The sequence below is a fragment of the Campylobacter sp. TTU_617 genome (assembly GCF_016599045.1).
GTDB lineage: Bacteria > Campylobacterota > Campylobacteria > Campylobacterales > Campylobacteraceae > Campylobacter_D.
The window spans coordinates 19,002-34,079 of sequence record NZ_JAENKV010000009.1 but is presented as its reverse complement, the minus strand read 5'-3'; the positions used below and the strand labels follow the sequence as shown (position 1 = coordinate 34,079).

At 25.8% G+C, this 15,078-nt stretch carries 16 protein-coding genes; 8 read left to right on the top strand and 8 right to left on the bottom strand.

Going from position 1 to position 15,078, the window contains the following annotated elements; genetic code table 11:
* The first annotated feature begins 25 nt into the window (after positions 1–25).
* Positions 26–964: an NAD(P)-binding domain-containing protein gene (locus GQV94_RS05300; protein WP_200170004.1), complete on the top strand. Its 939-nt coding sequence runs from the start codon at positions 26–28 to the stop codon at positions 962–964.
* A gap of 8 nt (positions 965–972) precedes the next feature.
* Here GQV94_RS05300 and GQV94_RS05295 read toward each other — a convergent pair whose 3' ends face one another.
* Genes GQV94_RS05295 through GQV94_RS05280 form a run of 4 tightly spaced genes read right to left on the bottom strand, consistent with a single transcriptional unit; the run spans position 973 to position 3,596 of the window.
* The gene (locus GQV94_RS05295; protein WP_200170003.1) at positions 973–2,226 is read right to left on the bottom strand and encodes an RNA polymerase factor sigma-54; all 1,254 of its coding nucleotides are present in this window, start codon (positions 2,224–2,226) and stop codon (positions 973–975) included.
* Entirely contained in the window at positions 2,226–2,954 is a 729-nt protein-coding gene (lptB, locus tag GQV94_RS05290) for an LPS export ABC transporter ATP-binding protein (RefSeq protein WP_200170002.1), read from the bottom strand. Before lptB ends, GQV94_RS05295 begins: the two co-directional genes overlap by 1 nt.
* On the bottom strand, positions 2,947–3,354 hold the full coding sequence (tsaE, locus tag GQV94_RS05285) for a tRNA (adenosine(37)-N6)-threonylcarbamoyltransferase complex ATPase subunit type 1 TsaE (protein ID WP_200170001.1): 408 nt from the start codon (positions 3,352–3,354) through the stop codon (positions 2,947–2,949). Before tsaE ends, lptB begins: the two co-directional genes overlap by 8 nt.
* The gene (locus GQV94_RS05280; RefSeq protein WP_200170000.1) at positions 3,348–3,596 is read right to left on the bottom strand and encodes an RNA-binding S4 domain-containing protein; all 249 of its coding nucleotides are present in this window, start codon (positions 3,594–3,596) and stop codon (positions 3,348–3,350) included. Before GQV94_RS05280 ends, tsaE begins: the two co-directional genes overlap by 7 nt.
* Before the next feature lie 162 nt (positions 3,597–3,758).
* Between GQV94_RS05280 and rplI the strand changes: the two genes are divergently transcribed.
* From rplI to GQV94_RS05245, 7 genes are read left to right on the top strand one after another with little or no spacing between them, the layout of a single operon-like run.
* A complete protein-coding gene (gene rplI / locus GQV94_RS05275; RefSeq protein ID WP_200169999.1) occupies positions 3,759–4,202 on the top strand; it encodes a 50S ribosomal protein L9 in 444 nt (147 codons plus the stop codon).
* The gene (gene hslV / locus GQV94_RS05270; RefSeq protein ID WP_200169998.1) at positions 4,202–4,744 is read left to right on the top strand and encodes an ATP-dependent protease subunit HslV; all 543 of its coding nucleotides are present in this window, start codon (positions 4,202–4,204) and stop codon (positions 4,742–4,744) included. The genes rplI and hslV overlap by 1 nt, the downstream gene beginning before the upstream one ends.
* Positions 4,741–6,060, top strand: coding sequence for an ATP-dependent protease ATPase subunit HslU (gene hslU / locus GQV94_RS05265; protein WP_200169997.1), 1,320 nt, complete (start codon positions 4,741–4,743; stop codon positions 6,058–6,060). The genes hslV and hslU overlap by 4 nt, the downstream gene beginning before the upstream one ends.
* Positions 6,057–6,929, top strand: a complete 873-nt coding sequence (gene era / locus GQV94_RS05260) for a GTPase Era (RefSeq protein WP_200169996.1) — start codon at positions 6,057–6,059, stop codon at positions 6,927–6,929. The genes hslU and era overlap by 4 nt, the downstream gene beginning before the upstream one ends.
* Positions 6,916–8,070: a hypothetical protein gene (locus GQV94_RS05255; protein WP_200169995.1), complete on the top strand. Its 1,155-nt coding sequence runs from the start codon at positions 6,916–6,918 to the stop codon at positions 8,068–8,070. The genes era and GQV94_RS05255 overlap by 14 nt, the downstream gene beginning before the upstream one ends.
* A complete protein-coding gene (locus GQV94_RS05250) occupies positions 8,063–8,602 on the top strand; it encodes a hypothetical protein (protein WP_200169994.1) in 540 nt (179 codons plus the stop codon). The genes GQV94_RS05255 and GQV94_RS05250 overlap by 8 nt, the downstream gene beginning before the upstream one ends.
* A gap of 9 nt (positions 8,603–8,611) precedes the next feature.
* The gene (locus GQV94_RS05245; protein ID WP_200169993.1) at positions 8,612–10,375 is read left to right on the top strand and encodes an aminopeptidase P family protein; all 1,764 of its coding nucleotides are present in this window, start codon (positions 8,612–8,614) and stop codon (positions 10,373–10,375) included.
* Here the strand turns inward: GQV94_RS05245 and GQV94_RS05240 are convergent.
* The 4 genes from GQV94_RS05240 to GQV94_RS05225 all read right to left on the bottom strand — a co-directional run bounded on the left by GQV94_RS05240 (position 10,372) and on the right by GQV94_RS05225 (position 15,056).
* Positions 10,372–11,535, bottom strand: coding sequence for an MFS transporter (locus GQV94_RS05240; RefSeq protein ID WP_200169992.1), 1,164 nt, complete (start codon positions 11,533–11,535; stop codon positions 10,372–10,374). The two genes, GQV94_RS05245 and GQV94_RS05240, sit on opposite strands and share 4 nt — an antisense overlap.
* A gap of 110 nt (positions 11,536–11,645) precedes the next feature.
* Positions 11,646–12,146 carry a thiol peroxidase gene (tpx, locus tag GQV94_RS05235; RefSeq protein WP_200169991.1) on the bottom strand — a complete coding sequence of 167 codons (501 nt, stop codon included), beginning with the start codon at positions 12,144–12,146 and terminating at the stop codon, positions 11,646–11,648.
* 99 nt (positions 12,147–12,245) lie between these two features.
* Positions 12,246–12,986: an extracellular solute-binding protein gene (locus GQV94_RS05230; protein ID WP_200169990.1), complete on the bottom strand. Its 741-nt coding sequence runs from the start codon at positions 12,984–12,986 to the stop codon at positions 12,246–12,248.
* A gap of 54 nt (positions 12,987–13,040) precedes the next feature.
* The gene (locus tag GQV94_RS05225; protein ID WP_200169989.1) at positions 13,041–15,056 is read right to left on the bottom strand and encodes an ATP-dependent helicase; all 2,016 of its coding nucleotides are present in this window, start codon (positions 15,054–15,056) and stop codon (positions 13,041–13,043) included.
* Positions 15,057–15,078: the final 22 nt, after the last annotated feature.

Below are 15,078 nucleotides of genomic sequence, written 5' to 3'. Positions count from 1 at the left end.
AAATATTCAATGAAAAAGGAAAAGAGTGGAAAAATTAGATTTAATTATTATTGGTGCCGGTCCAGCTGGAATAGGATGTGCCATAGAAGCTAAATTAAAAAATAAAAAAGTTTTAATTCTTGAAAAAACCAAAGAAATTTGCCAAACTCTAAGACAATTTTATAAAGATGGAAAAAGAGTTGATAAAGCTTATAAAGGTTTAGAAGGAGAAAATTATAGTCATATTCCTTTTGAAGATGGCACAAAAGAAAGCACTATAGAAGCTTTTGAATCTTTAATAAAAGAGCATAATATTAATATAGAATTTTCAAGTGAGGTAGAAAGCGTTAAACAAGATAAAGAAAGTTTTATAGTAACAACTTCCAAAAACACTTATGAATGTCAAAATATTATTATAGCCATAGGAAGAATGGGCAAACCTAACAAACCTGATTATAAATTACCTCCTACGCTTACTAAAATAATTAATTTTAATGCTAATAGCGTTCAAAATAATGAAAAAATTCTTATTGTTGGAGGAGGAAATTCTGCAGCAGAATATGCTGTTGATTTAGCAAATAAAAATCAAGTTTGCCTTTGTTATAGAAAAGATAAATTTACAAGATTAAATGATACTAATTTAAATGATGTAGAAAATGCAGCAAAGCAAAATAAATTATTATTAAAATTAGGTATTGATATCATAGAAATAGAAGATGAAAATTCAAAAGCAAAAGTAAAATTTAATGATGGGACCTTTGAAATTTATGATCGTATAATTTACGCTATTGGCGGTTCAACCCCTGTTGATTTTTTACAAAAATGTGGTGTTAGTGTTGATGATAAAGGAATTCCTTTGATTAATGAAAATAAAGAAAGTAATATTAAAGGAATATTTCTTGCAGGAGATATAACAACAAAAAATGGTGCTAGTATAGTTTGTGGTTTAAATGACGCAGCTAAAATCATTTCTGTGCTTAAATAATCTAAAGATTATTTAGCACCTTCAAGCTCATAAATCTTCTTTCTTTCGCTAGAACTTCCAATATTAAGTTGTTTTCTGTATTTTGTAATTGTCCTTCTTCCTATATCAATTTTAAATTCTTCTTGTATTAATTCTAAAATTTTAAGATCACTCAAAGGCTTTTTTTTGTTTTCGTTTTTAATTAAATTTACAATAAATTCTTTCACACTCGTATTTGAAGTTTCCCCATTTTCATCTAAGGCAACAGTAAAAAAATCTTTTAAAGGTATAAGACCTCTTTCACAACTTAAATATTTATTTGCAATTGCTCTTGATATAGTAGAAGTATTACGTTCTAAGTCATCTGCGATATTTTTTAAAGTCATAGGTTTAATTTCTTTGCCTAAGAAAAAATCATATTGATACTCTACTATCATAAGACCAATCTTATAAAGAGTAGCTTTTCTCATAGCCAAAGCATCAATTAAATTTTTAGCCTCCTTGATATAAGCACTCAAAAAATCGTGGTTCATTCCATCGGTTTCTAAAGATATTTCTGGATAATATTCATCATTTATTTTAACTTTTATTTCATCATTTTCTCTAAAAATAAAAATATCAGGAACTATTTGTTTGCTATCTTCAAAATATTCAATAAAAGGAGGTATGCTAAATTTTTTGATCAAAACTATTGCTTCTTTATAAAATTTTTCTTTTGTATAAGAACCTATATTTTCAAAATCTTTAATTAAAATTTTGCAAAATTCATAAAGTTCATCATCAATATCTAAATTATCTAAAGCAAATAAAAATGCCTCTTTATAATCTTTTGCTCCAACCCCTATAGGATCTAAAAATTTAAATCTTAATCTTATATTTTCAATTTCATCTTGACTCCATTCTTTTAAAAGCTCTTCATCAAATTCAAAATATCCTTCATGATTTAAACATTCTATAATTTTATATGCTATTTTTTGAGATTTTTCTGTAGGAAATAAAGGAGGAGTAATTTGTTCATTTAAAAGTTCATAAACACTTTTTTGTGCTATAGCCATATATTGAATATTTTGTGCTTGAATAGAATTTTTATAAAAATAATCCATATAATTTTTATTGCTATTAGTTTGAGAATTGATATTTTCCTTAACACTAATAAAAGGATTTTCTTTGCTAAAATCATCTAAGCTTTCTTTTAAATCTTCAATATTTGCTTGTAAAATAGGCAACCAACTTCTTAAAGTTTGAGAAAGTTTATTTTTTGGAGCTAATTTTTGTTTTAACATTAATCTAAGAGCTTAAACTCTGTCCCTAAATAATGCTTGATTACATCTTTATTATGTGCTATTTCTTTAGCACTACCACTAGCCAATAATGCACCTGATTTAATTACATAAGCCCTATCACAAATTGCTAAAGTTTCTCTTACATTATGATCGGTAATTAAAACACCAATATTTAAATTTTTAAGCTCATTGATTAGATTTTGAATTTCAGCAACAGCAATAGGATCAACACCAGCAAAAGGTTCATCAAGTAATAAGAATTTAGGATTGCATATTAAAGATCTTGCGATCTCACACCTTCTTCTCTCTCCTCCACTAAGGCTTAATCCTTTTCTTAAGCGAATAGGCTCTATACTTAAAAGCTCTAGCATTTGCTCTACTCTTTCTTTTAAAATTTTTTTATCTTTGTAAAAAATCTGTGCTGCCAAAAGTAGATTATCCTCTACACTTAAATCTTTAAAAATACTGCTTTCTTGTGGCAAATAACCAATACCTTCTCTAGCTCTTTTATTTAATGGTTCTTTTGTAATATCCTTTGAATCAAGTAAAACCTGACCGCTACTTGGTGCAATTAATCCACAAATCATATAAAAAGTTGTTGTCTTTCCAGCTCCATTAGGGCCTAAAAGGCCAACAACCTCTCCACTATTTAACTCCAAAGAAACACTATGAATAATTTTGGTTTTTTTGATTATTTTTTCCAAATTAAGAATTTCTAGCTTACTCATAAATTTTATACTTTCTCTTATCTTCAAATGGTTCAATTTCTACAAAAAGACTTTTCTTTCCAAAGCGATCAAGGCATTTTTTTAAATTTTCATCACCCCATTCCACTAAATGCAAAGCATTTTCAAAAAAATTTTCTATCAGGACATTATCTAATAAAGATTTAAAACCTTTTTGATAAATATCATAATGATAAATTGTGTATTGATTATTAAAATACTTTTGCATTATTGAAAAAGTAGGAGAATCTACTAAATCTTTAACGCCTAAATATTTTACATATTCTTTAACTAAAGTTGTTTTTCCGCTTGCTAAATCACCTTTGAGTAAAATCACACCTTCTTTAGGTAGATACTCAAAAAGCTTATTAAGTTCATTTTGTTTTAAAATTATTTCTAGCATATTTTATTTACATACTCATTTTGTGATGTTTTGGGAATATTTTTAGTTGCAGGAATAGCTAAAACCTTATAATTTTGAATTCCACTATTAAAATGCAAAGAAATTATATCATTGACTTTTACTTCTTTACTTGCTTTAACTACATTCCCATTGATAAAAACCACACCATTTTTGCACATATCTTCAGAAATAGCACGTCTTTTTGTAATATTTACCACATTTAAAAATTTATCTATTCTCATAATTTAAATTATATCAAAAAAAATATATTTTGGAACAAAAAATGCTTATATTTAAAAATTTATCCATAAAATACAGATTAAAGATTAAAAAGTAGATTTTAAAGGGAAAAATAATAAAATTTACTCTATTATTGTTAAAAATTAAATATTAAGGAATATTTTATGAAAGTTTTACTGATAAAAGATGTAAAAAGTTTAGGTAAAGCAGGAGAAGTAAAAGAAGTAAAAGATGGATATGGACAAAACTTTCTTATAGGAAAAGGTTATGCTAAATTAGCTACAACGGAAGTTTTAAGAAAGTATGAAGCTCAAAAAAAGAAAGAAGCTGAAAATTTAAGATTTGAATTAGCAAATTTAGAAAAATTAAAAGAAGAATTAAGCAAAATTACTATTGAAATCGCAAAACCTGTCGGAGCAAATGGAAATTTATTTGGTGGAGTTACCAAAGATGAAATAGCACATGCTTTAAAAGAACAAAAAAATATTGAAATTGATAAAAAAACTTTAGAATGCGATACAATAAAAAATTTAGGACTGCATAGCGTTAGCTTAAAATTAGGACACAGCATTCACGCTCAATTTAATATCAATGTAAAGGCTGAATAATGTTTCACGCAACTACAATTTTAGCTTACAAAGGAAAAAATAAATCTGTTATTGGTGGTGATGGACAAGTAAGTTTTGGTAATACAGTTTTAAAGGCAAATGCTGTAAAAATTCGAAAACTTAACAATGGAAAAGTTTTAGCTGGCTTTGCAGGAAGCACAGCTGATGCTTTTAATCTCTTTGATATGTTTGAAAATTTACTTCAAAGTTCCAAAGGAGATCTTTTAAAGGCTGCAATTGATTTTTCAAAAGAATGGCGTAAAGATAAATTTTTAAGAAAATTAGAAGCAATGATGCTAGTGCTTGATAGAGAGCATATATTTTTGCTTTCAGGAACTGGAGATGTAGTTGAACCAGAAGATGGGGCAATTGCAGCTATTGGAAGTGGTGGAAACTATGCTTTATCAGCTGCTAGAGCCTTAGCAAAGTATAGTGATTTAGATGAAGAAGAACTTGTAAAATCAAGCCTTCAAATCGCTGGAGAAATTTGTATTTATACCAATACAAATATTAAAACTTATTGCATAAAGGATAAAGAATGAATTTAACCCCTAAAGAAATTGTCCATTTTTTAGATGATTATATTATCGGTCAAAAAAATGCAAAAAAAATTATAGCTATTGCTCTAAGAAATCGTTACCGCAGAATGCAATTGAGTCCAGATCTTCAAGATGATATTATGCCTAAAAATATTCTTATGATCGGATCAACTGGGGTTGGAAAAACTGAAATTGCAAGAAGATTGGCTAAAATGATGGGCTTTCCATTTATTAAAATTGAAGCAAGTAAATATACAGAAGTTGGCTTTGTTGGACGCGATGTTGAAAGTATGGTAAGAGATTTAGCTAATGCAGCTTTAAATTTAGTCAAGAATGAATATAGAGAAAAAAATCAAGAAAAAATTAATCAATTTATAGAAGATAAAATCCTAGAAAAACTTTTACCTCCTTTGCCAAAAGGGGTTAGTGATGAAAAACAAGAAGAATATAAAAATAGCTTTGAAAAAATGAGAACTAAACTTAAAAATGGAGATCTTGATGAAAGTATGATTGAAATAGAAATTTCTCAAAATATGTTTGATACTAACCCAAATCTCCCACCTGAAATGGGTGCAATGCAAGACATAGTCAAAGTCATTGGAGTTGGAAGTAAAAAAGTAAAAAAAGAAATGAAAATTAAAGATGCTAAAAATGCTTTAAAAAATGAAGCAAGTGATAAAATACTTGATCAAGAAAGTATCAAAAATGAAGCTTTAAAAAGAGCAGAAAATGAAGGGATTATATTTATTGATGAGATTGATAAAATAGCAATTTCAAGTGGAAATTCAAGTAGGCAAGATCCTAGCAAAGAAGGAGTTCAAAGAGATTTACTTCCTATAGTTGAAGGAAGTAGTGTTCAAACAAAGCTTGGAACCTTAAAAACAGATCATATTCTTTTTATTGCTGCAGGAGCTTTTCATTTAAGCAAACCAAGCGACTTAATTCCTGAGCTTCAAGGACGCTTTCCTTTAAGAGTAGAGCTTGATAGTTTAGATGATAAGGCTCTTTATGAAATCTTAACACGACCTAAAAACTCATTATTAAAACAATACATAGAACTTTTAAAAACTGAAAAATTAGAACTTGAATTTGAAGATGAAGCGATAAAAGAAATAGCAAAAATTGCTTCAAAAGCTAACGAAGAAATGCAAGACATAGGAGCAAGACGCTTGCATACAGTTATAGAAAAACTTTTAGAAGACTTAAGTTTTGAGGCTGATTTGTATGCTGGTAAAAAATTTATAGTAGATAAAAATATGGTTAAAGAAAAATTGGAAAATGTAATAGAAAATAAAGATTTGGCAAGGTATATTTTGTGAAATCAGGCTTTGTGAGTGTTGTTGGTAGAACTAATGCTGGAAAAAGCACTTTAATCAATTCTTTACTTGAAGAAAAAATTACCATAGTCTCTCACAAACAAAATGCAACAAGACGCAAAATAAAAGCTATTTTAATGCACAATAATGATCAAATCATTATTGTGGATACTCCAGGTCTTCACAAAAGCTCTCAAAAAATTAATCAAATGTTAATTCAAAGTGCTATTAAATCCATTAGTGATTGTGATGTTATTTTATTTGTAGCAAGTATTTTTGATCCAATAAATGATTATGAAGATTTTTTAAATTTAAATCCTAAAGCACCACATATTGTGGTCATTAATAAAGTTGATTTAGCAAACAATATACAATTATTGCAAAAATTAAACGAATATAATCAATTTAACACTTTTAAAGCTGTTATTCCCTATTCTTCAAAGAAAAAATCTTACAAAAAAATTCTTCTAGATGAAATCGTTAAATATTTACCAGAACACGAATATTTTTATGATCCTCAATTTTTAACCACAAGTAATGAAAAAGATATTTATAGAGATTTTATTTTAGAAGCTATATATGAAAATTTGAGCGAAGAACTTCCTTATTGTAGTGAAGTTCTTATAAAAAAATTCAAAGATAAGAATGAAATTTTAATTATTGAAGCAGATATTATTACAGATACAAACTCTCATAAAGCTATGATTATAGGAAAAGAAGCCAAAACAATAAAAAGGATAGGCAAAGACGCAAGAATTAAAATTTCAAATTTTTCCCAAAAAAAAGTTTTACTAAAACTTTTTATTCAAATTAAAAAAAATTGGCAAAAAGATGAAAATTTTATAAAAAAGCTCTTAAATGAAGAAGATTAAAAATCAAATTACTTTTATCCCTTTTAATCAATTAATTTATACCCAAAAACAAGGAGAATTTGATAACGATTTATTATTTATTAACACTACAAAAGAATTAAATCTCACCCCTGCTTTTAAATATCAAATGAGCTTTATCAAGCAAAATAATACTTATCATATTTTTTTTACTTTGGTAGAAAATTTAAAATCTTTTAAATTTTGCTATCCAGAACCTTTACTTTTTAAAGTATTATTTGATGAAAAATTAATTAAAGAATCAAATTTTGCACTTATAAATTTTAATGAAAATTTTACTTTTTTAACTTTTTACCAAAATGGAAATCTATGTGCGATTAAAAATTTACCCCAATTTAGTCTTGAAGACATAAGCTTAAAAAATCAAAATGAAAAAGAAAAACTTTTTTATGAAATTCTCTTTGAGCAAGGTCGTGTTTTAGAGCTTTTAAAATATTACAAAACTCAAATTTTTATTTTTTACAATGATAAATTTAAATTTAGTCAATTTTTAGTAAAACATATAGACATTTCTTTTTTGAATTTAGAAAACATCTTAAAAGAAAATAGCTTAGAAAAATTAAGCGTTTTAGCACAAAAACATCTTAATAATGATGCAAATTTTATTAAAATAACAAAAACGAATTTTACTCCTTATCTTAAAATTATTATTTTTTTCTTATTATGTTATTGTTTTTCTTTAGCAATTTTATTTTTAAAAAATTATTCATCCTATAAAGAAAATAAAATAACCAAAGAATATAATCAAAATTTAAATTATGAATTTCAAAGCATTATTAAAAAAAATAATAATACAAGTCAAGAAAATCAAGAATTAGTCTCTATGATTAATAATCAAAAATTATTATTAAAACAAAATGAAAATATTTTACTAGAATTAAATAAAAATTTTATACCCAATCAAGATCAAACACATATTCTTTTTGAATTTATTTCTTTATTAAATCAAAAAAATATACAAATTTCAACCCTTAATCTATCAAATTATACCATTATAGTTTCATTCCACAATAAAGACAATTTCAAAAAAACATTAGAATTATTTGATAACAATTCTTTATTTAAAATTATTGATAAAAATGAAATTGCATTAAAAATTTTTTTAGATTATAAAAATGATTGATCTTAATAATTTAAGTTTAAGAGAAAAAATTCTTATTTTTATTTTTTTAGCTGTATTTGCATTTTTTCTAGCTTTTAAAAGTTATGAATTTCTCTTTGATTTTGCTGCAAATGAACTAAATATTGATGAACAAAATATATATAATCAAAAAATAGAACTTTCTAATCTAAAAGCAAAACAAAAAGAATTACAAGACACTCTATTAAAACAAACACAAACAATCAATTCCTATAATAAACAAATCAATAAATTTAAATACAACTATGAAGAATACATTAAAGAAATAGAAATTTTAGCAAAAAAATATAATATTATTTTTGAAGATATCCAAAATTCACGCATAGAATTTAACTATATACAAAAATATAATGTTTTTTTAATAGCAAGAGGAGATTTTAAAAATTTATTAGAATTTCTCCTAGCCTTAGAAAATTCAAAATTTTATTTTAATATAAAAAATATCAATATAGAAAATCTAAAAAGCATTAATTTAGAACTTAAATTAATGCTTGATTTTGCAAGTTTAAAATAAAGGATAACAATGACATATAAACAAAAAATATCTTTATTGCAAAAAAATATGCTAAAAAATAAAATTGATATTTATATAGTTTTAAATTCTGATCCACATTTATCAGAATATTTAACACAACATCATCAATGTATATCTTTTATGAGTGGCTTTAAAGGTTCTTATGGAGTACTTGTTTTTACGCATAATAATGCATTTTTATGGACAGATGGAAGATATTGGCTTCAAGCACAAAAAGAGCTTAAAGAAAGTGGAGTTATCTTAAAAAAACAAGATATAAATCATACTTTTAAAGACTGGATAAAAGAATATTGTAATTCTAAAACAACTATAGGAATTGATTTTAAAACTCTTCCCTTAACACTTGAAAAAGATTTAAAAAAATATTGCAATTTAAAACATTATGATTTAATTTCTAAAATTTGGATTAATCGACCAGAACTTCCAACATATAACATTTATGAACATTCTAAAAAATTTTATTCTTTATCTAGAATAGATAAGATTGCCTTAGTACGCAAAGAAATGAAACGATTAAATGCTAATGCGCATTTTATTTCTAGCCTTGATGATATAGCTTGGATTTTAAATTTAAGAGGAAAAGATATAGAGTTTAATCCACTTTTTTTTAGCTTTTTACTTATTATGGAAAATCAGATTTTATTTTTTATCAATCCAAAAAAACTTAATCATTCTTTGAAAAATAAATTACAAAATGAAGGTATTATTTTAAAAAATTATGAAAACATACACGAAGAGCTTAAAAAACTAAATAATACAACACTTTTAATAGATCCTAGCAAAACAATATCTTTTTTTATTCAAGGATTAAAAAACATTACAATAATACAAGATTTAAATCCAAGCACATATTTAAAATCTTGCAAAGATAAAAAAGAAATCTCTTGCATCAAAAAAGCTATGATAGAAGATGGTGTGGCACTTTGTCGTTTTTATTCTTGGCTTGAAGAAAATATTCATTTAGGTTTTAATGAATTTGAAATTGGAGAAAAATTAAGCAAATTACGCTCCATGAGTCCTTATTATATTAGTGATAGTTTTGCCAATATTGTAGGTTTTAATGCCAATGGAGCAATAATTCATTATAAAGCAGATGAAAAAAACTCATCTGTAATCAAAGGAAATGGTTTATTATTAATTGACTCTGGGGGTCAATATTTAAATGGAACAACAGATATCACACGTGTTTTTCCTATTGGAAAAATTAGTGCTAAACAAAAAAAAGATTATACCTTAGTTTTAAAAGCATTAATTTCAATTTCTACCACCATTTTTCCAAAAAATATTTCTATGCCTTTACTTGATAGTATCACTAGAAAACCTTTATGGGAACATCAAATAAACTATAATCACGGAAGTGGTCACGGGGTTGGATATTTTTTAAGCGTTCACGAAGGTCCGCAAAATCTTTCATATACAACTATACCTTCTTTAAAAAATCAAACCAAAAAAGGTATGATAAGCTCATTAGAACCTGGTATTTATAGAAAAGATAAATGGGGAATAAGACTTGAGAATTTAGCTGTTATTTTAGATATTAAAAAAGCTAAAGAACAAGAATTTGGAAATTATTTATATTTTGAAACTTTAACTCTTTGTCCTTTTGAAAGAAAATGTATCGATATAAAATTATTAAATTCTAAAGAAAAAAAATGGTTAAACAACTATCACAAAGAAGTTTATAAAAAACTTCATAAAAAACTTCAAACAAAAGAACTTAAATGGTTAAAGAAAAAAACAGCTCCTATTTAAATTTTAGAGCTTTTTAAGCTTAAATAACCAAAAATATTAACCAATATGCTTGCAAACAAAAGCATTAAAATAGAGCTTTGAAAATTTTCAAATTTATCATGCATAAAACCTATAAGCCAAGGAGCTTGTGCTGCTATAAGATATCCAAAACCTTGAGCAAAAGAAGAAAGTTTTGTTGCAATTTGAGCATTAGAACTTTTTTGCGCAATAAAAAGCAAAGCTATCCCAAAAACTCCACCCCAAGGAAAACCTATAAAAAAGGAGCATAAAATAATCATTTCCTTGCTATCAAAAAAGAACAATAAAGCAAAAGATATAACGTATAAACTACACAAAGTAGCTATATAAATACTATGAAAAGAATGTTTAATTTTTCCTAGAAGCAAGGGGCCAAATAAAGACACAGGCACAGCAACAATTTGCGCAAACAAAATCATATGCGTAGCAAATTCTTTAGAATATCCTTTTTCGATAATAAATTGAATATACCAAGAAAAAATACTATACGCTAAAAAACTTTGCAAACCCATAAAAAGCGTAACTTTCCAAGCTGTAGAATTTTTAAAAAGATTAATATTTTTTTTAATTTTCTTTTTAGTTCTTAAAAAACGTCCATTTTTTGCTTGAGGATAATAAATAATTAAAGCCAATAAAGCAAAAATCATCCAAAATGCCATTGAACCTTTTATACCTAAAAAATTAAGCAAAGGAATAGCTAGAAAAATACCAGCTATAGAAGAAATACTAAGCATTAAGCTATAAACACCCATCATAGAAGAAATTTTATTAGGGAATTTTTCTTTTATAAAACTTGGTAGTAATACATTTGCAATTGCGATACCACAACCTAAGAATAACATACCTAAAAATAATCCCAAATATCCAGCATAGGATCTTAAAAATTCTCCAATAAAAATGAGAACTATCCCCATTACCATAGTCTTTAAAGGTGAAAAATAACCCACAAAAAAGGAAATAACTCCAAAAGAAATTAAAGGCAAAGTAGTAAGCATACCTGCTAAAGTGGAATTAAGCAAATAATACTCTTTGATTGTATCAATAACAGGACCTATGGATGTTATAGGAACTCTTAAATTAAAGGCTATGGTAATAACTATAAAAAAATTGAGCCAAAAAATCTTTTTGTAAATAGAATACATATCACAATCATTTATTTAAAGGATTTAAAGGGGTAATTCTATCTAAAATAACTTAAAAATGTTTTATTAATATAATATTAATAAAACATTTATTGAAATCAAATCATTATTTAATTATTTTGGAAAAAAGCATCTAATTCTTTAATATTTGGCATTTCTGTGATTTCATTTACTAATTCTTTATAAACAATCTTACCTTCCTTGATTACAAATACAGCTCGCGCTAATAAACCCTCTAAAGCGCCATCTGCAATTAAAACACCATATTTTTCCCCAAATTCTTTTGCAACAAAATCACTTGCTACTATAATATTATCAATCCCTTCTGTAGAGCAAAATCTTCCCATTGCAAAAGGTAGATCCATGCTTACAACTATAACTTGTGCATTTTTATAAGAAGCTATTTTTTGATTAAATTCTCTTGCTTCTGTAGCGCAAACTGGAGTATCAAGACTTGGAAGGCTCAAAATAATTTGAGTTTTTCCTTCTTCTGCTATATTAACATCACTTAAATCTTTTGCTTTTAGTTTTACTTTTGGTGCCGATGCACCTACTTCTAAAGAATTGCCTTTTAGTTTTACTAAACTACCTTTGAAATTTACTGAATTCATTATTTATCCTTTTTTATAAAATAAAACATATCAATTTAATGTTTTTAAGAGTAATTATATCTTAAATAAATTTAATTATTTTTAATATTTGAATTAAAATTATTTTTTTATAGCTTTCCATGTATATTCTTTCCATACTTTTTGTGCTTCTTTGCTTTGTATAAAATTAACAAATTCTAAAGCTTGTTTATTTTGAAGTCCTTTTTGAGTTGGAGCTATTTCAGCTGCACGATAAATTACAGCCTTATTATCTTTTATAAACAAAGCTTTTTCGCCTAAAGCCTTGGCCCAATGAGACCAAATGATTAAAACATCTATATTTTGATTATTGTTCCATTCATCTATTGCGGCTTTTGAATTTTTAGCATAAACCTTAATATTTTTACGCAACTTAACAAGATTTTCTTTTTTACCGCTTTTTAAAGCCATATCTTCATAAAGCCCCACTTGACCCGCTCCATCTACAACCATTATATTAACATCATTTTTTAAAATATCTTCAAAATTTTTAATATTTTTGGGATTATTTGGGCGCACTATAATTCCAGAAGGACGCACATTTAAAACATTTAAATTTTCCAAACTTAAATTTGGAATTTTTTTAATAAAATCATCCATCATAGAAGTATTACCAGAATAAATTAAATCAGCATCTTCTTTTGCCTTGTCAATCCAAGATGAAGTTGGGCCTGCAACTATAGTAACTTTTTCTTTTGTTTTTTCTTCAAATTTTTTTGCAAGTTCTTTTATAACAGGAGCCGGACCACCTGGACCATAAACTAAAATCTCAGCATTTAAAAAACTTGCCGCTATTAAGCTTGAAATAATTATTTTTTTCATTTAAACCTTTCATTAATATTTTTAAAACAAAAAATTTTAACGAGTTATGATTAATTAATTCTTGCAAAGTCCTGCTTCAAATAAAAAACAAGAAGGTTCAAAAGAAGTTTTTTTATTTTTATCATATTTTGCATAACTTAAATAAAGTATATTTTTAGCCCTAGTAACAGCAACATAAAATAATCTTCTTTCTTCTTCTAAGCTTCCACCCATTGAAATAAGTTTTTGATTAGGAAAGCGTCCTTGTGCTAAATCTATTACAAAAACTAAATCAAATTCAAGCCCTTTACTTGCATGTATGCTTAATAAATTTACTCCTTTACCATTATTCATTTCATTAGAGCCCAAGGCCAAAAAATTATAATATTTATAAATATCTGAATATTTTTTTGCTAAATCTTTTAAAATAAAAATCTTTGTATCAATTTTTTCTAAAATTTCTTTTTTTCTTAAAAGATCAACTTGCCCTGCTTTATTAGTTGCTCTTTTATTTGCAAGTTTTTCACAAATTTCAAGAAAAAAAGAATTTTTACAAATTAAATGAATTATTTCTATAGAATGTCTTTGCTCTTGTGCATTGCTTAAAAAAAGATAAATTTTTTCCAAATTTAAAGCACATTCTTTTGTGATTTTAGATAGTTTTAATACAGGATGAGAATTAAATTCACTTTCTAGATTAAAGCGTTTTTCATTAGCAAGCTCATTTAAATCTGAAAAAAGACCTAGTTCATAATTTTTTTTTGTAAAAGTAGTTAAATCTACATTTTTATCAGGTTTTAAAAAACCCTTAATCAAATTTCCGTGTCCAAGTTTTAATAAAGAATCAAAAATCTCCTTTGCTAAAACTCCACCTACTCCTTTAGAATAACCTATAAGATGGATAAAAGCCATAATATCTTTAGGATTTACAATTAAAGAAAGAAAAGAACAAAAAGCTTTTACCTCTAAACTTTCAAAAAAACTTGCACTTCCTTTTCTAACACAAGCAATTCCTTGTTCCTTTAAAGCTATTTCTATACCATCTGCACTAGAATTATTGCGGAAAATAACAGCAATTTCTTCTAAAGAAATACCGCTGGTTAAAATCATCTTTGCAATATTTTGATATTGTTCTATTAAATCTTCAAATTTTAATAAGGTTGGAGCTTTAAATTCATCATTTCTAGTTACAATTAACTCCTTAGGATAAAGTCTTTCATTGTTTAAAATAACTTTATTAGCTAAAGCCAAAATACTTCTAGATGATCTATAATTTTTATTTAAAGAAAAAATTTTTGCATCTTTAAAACGCTCCTTAAAACCACCTATAATATTAATATCGGCTCCATTAAAAGCATAAATACTTTGATCATAATCTCCAACACAAAATAAACTTTTTGAACAAAAAGTTTCAATTAAAGAACTCTGTAAAGCATTAGTATCTTGATATTCATCTACCAAAATTTCATCAAATTCAAATTTTTTATTTTTAATAAGCTCCTTAAGATATATTAATAAATCATTAAAATCAACATAATTAAAACGCTTTTTTTCTTCTTCGTATTCCTTAAGAATATCTTCATAAATTTCAGCGTAAATACTTTGTTCTTCATAATTTTGACAAAACCAATAATAAAATTCTTGCATAAAAGCTTTATTTTGAAATAAAGAATAAACATCATAAAGATAACTTGATTGATAAGGTTTAATATCGCTTAAATGAGAAAAAGTTCGCTTTTCATATATACTTTTAAGTAAAACTTTTAATTCTGAACTTTGTTTTAAAAGAATATTTTTATTCTCTTGCTTAAGCAAAGAATACGCTACACTATGAAATGTTCCTGCTAAAATTTTCTTTGTGATATCTTTATTGAAAAATTTTGATAATCTTGTAAGCATTTCTTTACTTGCTTTATTAGTAAAAGTTAAAAGCATAATTTTTTCAGGTTCAATACCTTGTTTTAAAAGATAAGCTATTCTTGCAACAATAGTTGAAGTTTTTCCTGTCCCTGCGCTTGCTATGATAAGATTATGTCCAAAATTAGTAGTAGCGGCAAGATATTGTTCGTTATTTAACTTCGAAAGAGGCATTATTTTCCTTATAAAAGTTAAA

Excerpts from the sequence above, each read along its gene's own strand:
- rplI (WP_200169999.1), top strand. The coding sequence starts at position 3,759 with ATGAAAGTTTTACTGATAAAAGATGTAAAAAGTTTAGGTAAAGCAGGA.
- GQV94_RS05225 (WP_200169989.1), bottom strand. The coding sequence starts at position 15,056 with ATGCCTCTTTCGAAGTTAAATAACGAACAATATCTTGCCGCTACTACT.
- hslV (WP_200169998.1), top strand. The coding sequence starts at position 4,202 with ATGTTTCACGCAACTACAATTTTAGCTTACAAAGGAAAAAATAAATCT.
- GQV94_RS05255 (WP_200169995.1), top strand. The coding sequence starts at position 6,916 with ATGAAGAAGATTAAAAATCAAATTACTTTTATCCCTTTTAATCAATTA.
- tpx (WP_200169991.1), bottom strand. The coding sequence starts at position 12,146 with ATGAATTCAGTAAATTTCAAAGGTAGTTTAGTAAAACTAAAAGGCAAT.
- GQV94_RS05230 (WP_200169990.1), bottom strand. The coding sequence starts at position 12,986 with ATGAAAAAAATAATTATTTCAAGCTTAATAGCGGCAAGTTTTTTAAAT.
- hslU (WP_200169997.1), top strand. The coding sequence starts at position 4,741 with ATGAATTTAACCCCTAAAGAAATTGTCCATTTTTTAGATGATTATATT.
- GQV94_RS05280 (WP_200170000.1), bottom strand. The coding sequence starts at position 3,596 with ATGAGAATAGATAAATTTTTAAATGTGGTAAATATTACAAAAAGACGT.
- tsaE (WP_200170001.1), bottom strand. The coding sequence starts at position 3,354 with ATGCTAGAAATAATTTTAAAACAAAATGAACTTAATAAGCTTTTTGAG.
- GQV94_RS05240 (WP_200169992.1), bottom strand. The coding sequence starts at position 11,535 with ATGTATTCTATTTACAAAAAGATTTTTTGGCTCAATTTTTTTATAGTT.
- GQV94_RS05250 (WP_200169994.1), top strand. The coding sequence starts at position 8,063 with ATGATTGATCTTAATAATTTAAGTTTAAGAGAAAAAATTCTTATTTTT.
- GQV94_RS05295 (WP_200170003.1), bottom strand. The coding sequence starts at position 2,226 with ATGTTAAAACAAAAATTAGCTCCAAAAAATAAACTTTCTCAAACTTTA.
- GQV94_RS05245 (WP_200169993.1), top strand. The coding sequence starts at position 8,612 with ATGACATATAAACAAAAAATATCTTTATTGCAAAAAAATATGCTAAAA.
- lptB (WP_200170002.1), bottom strand. The coding sequence starts at position 2,954 with ATGAGTAAGCTAGAAATTCTTAATTTGGAAAAAATAATCAAAAAAACC.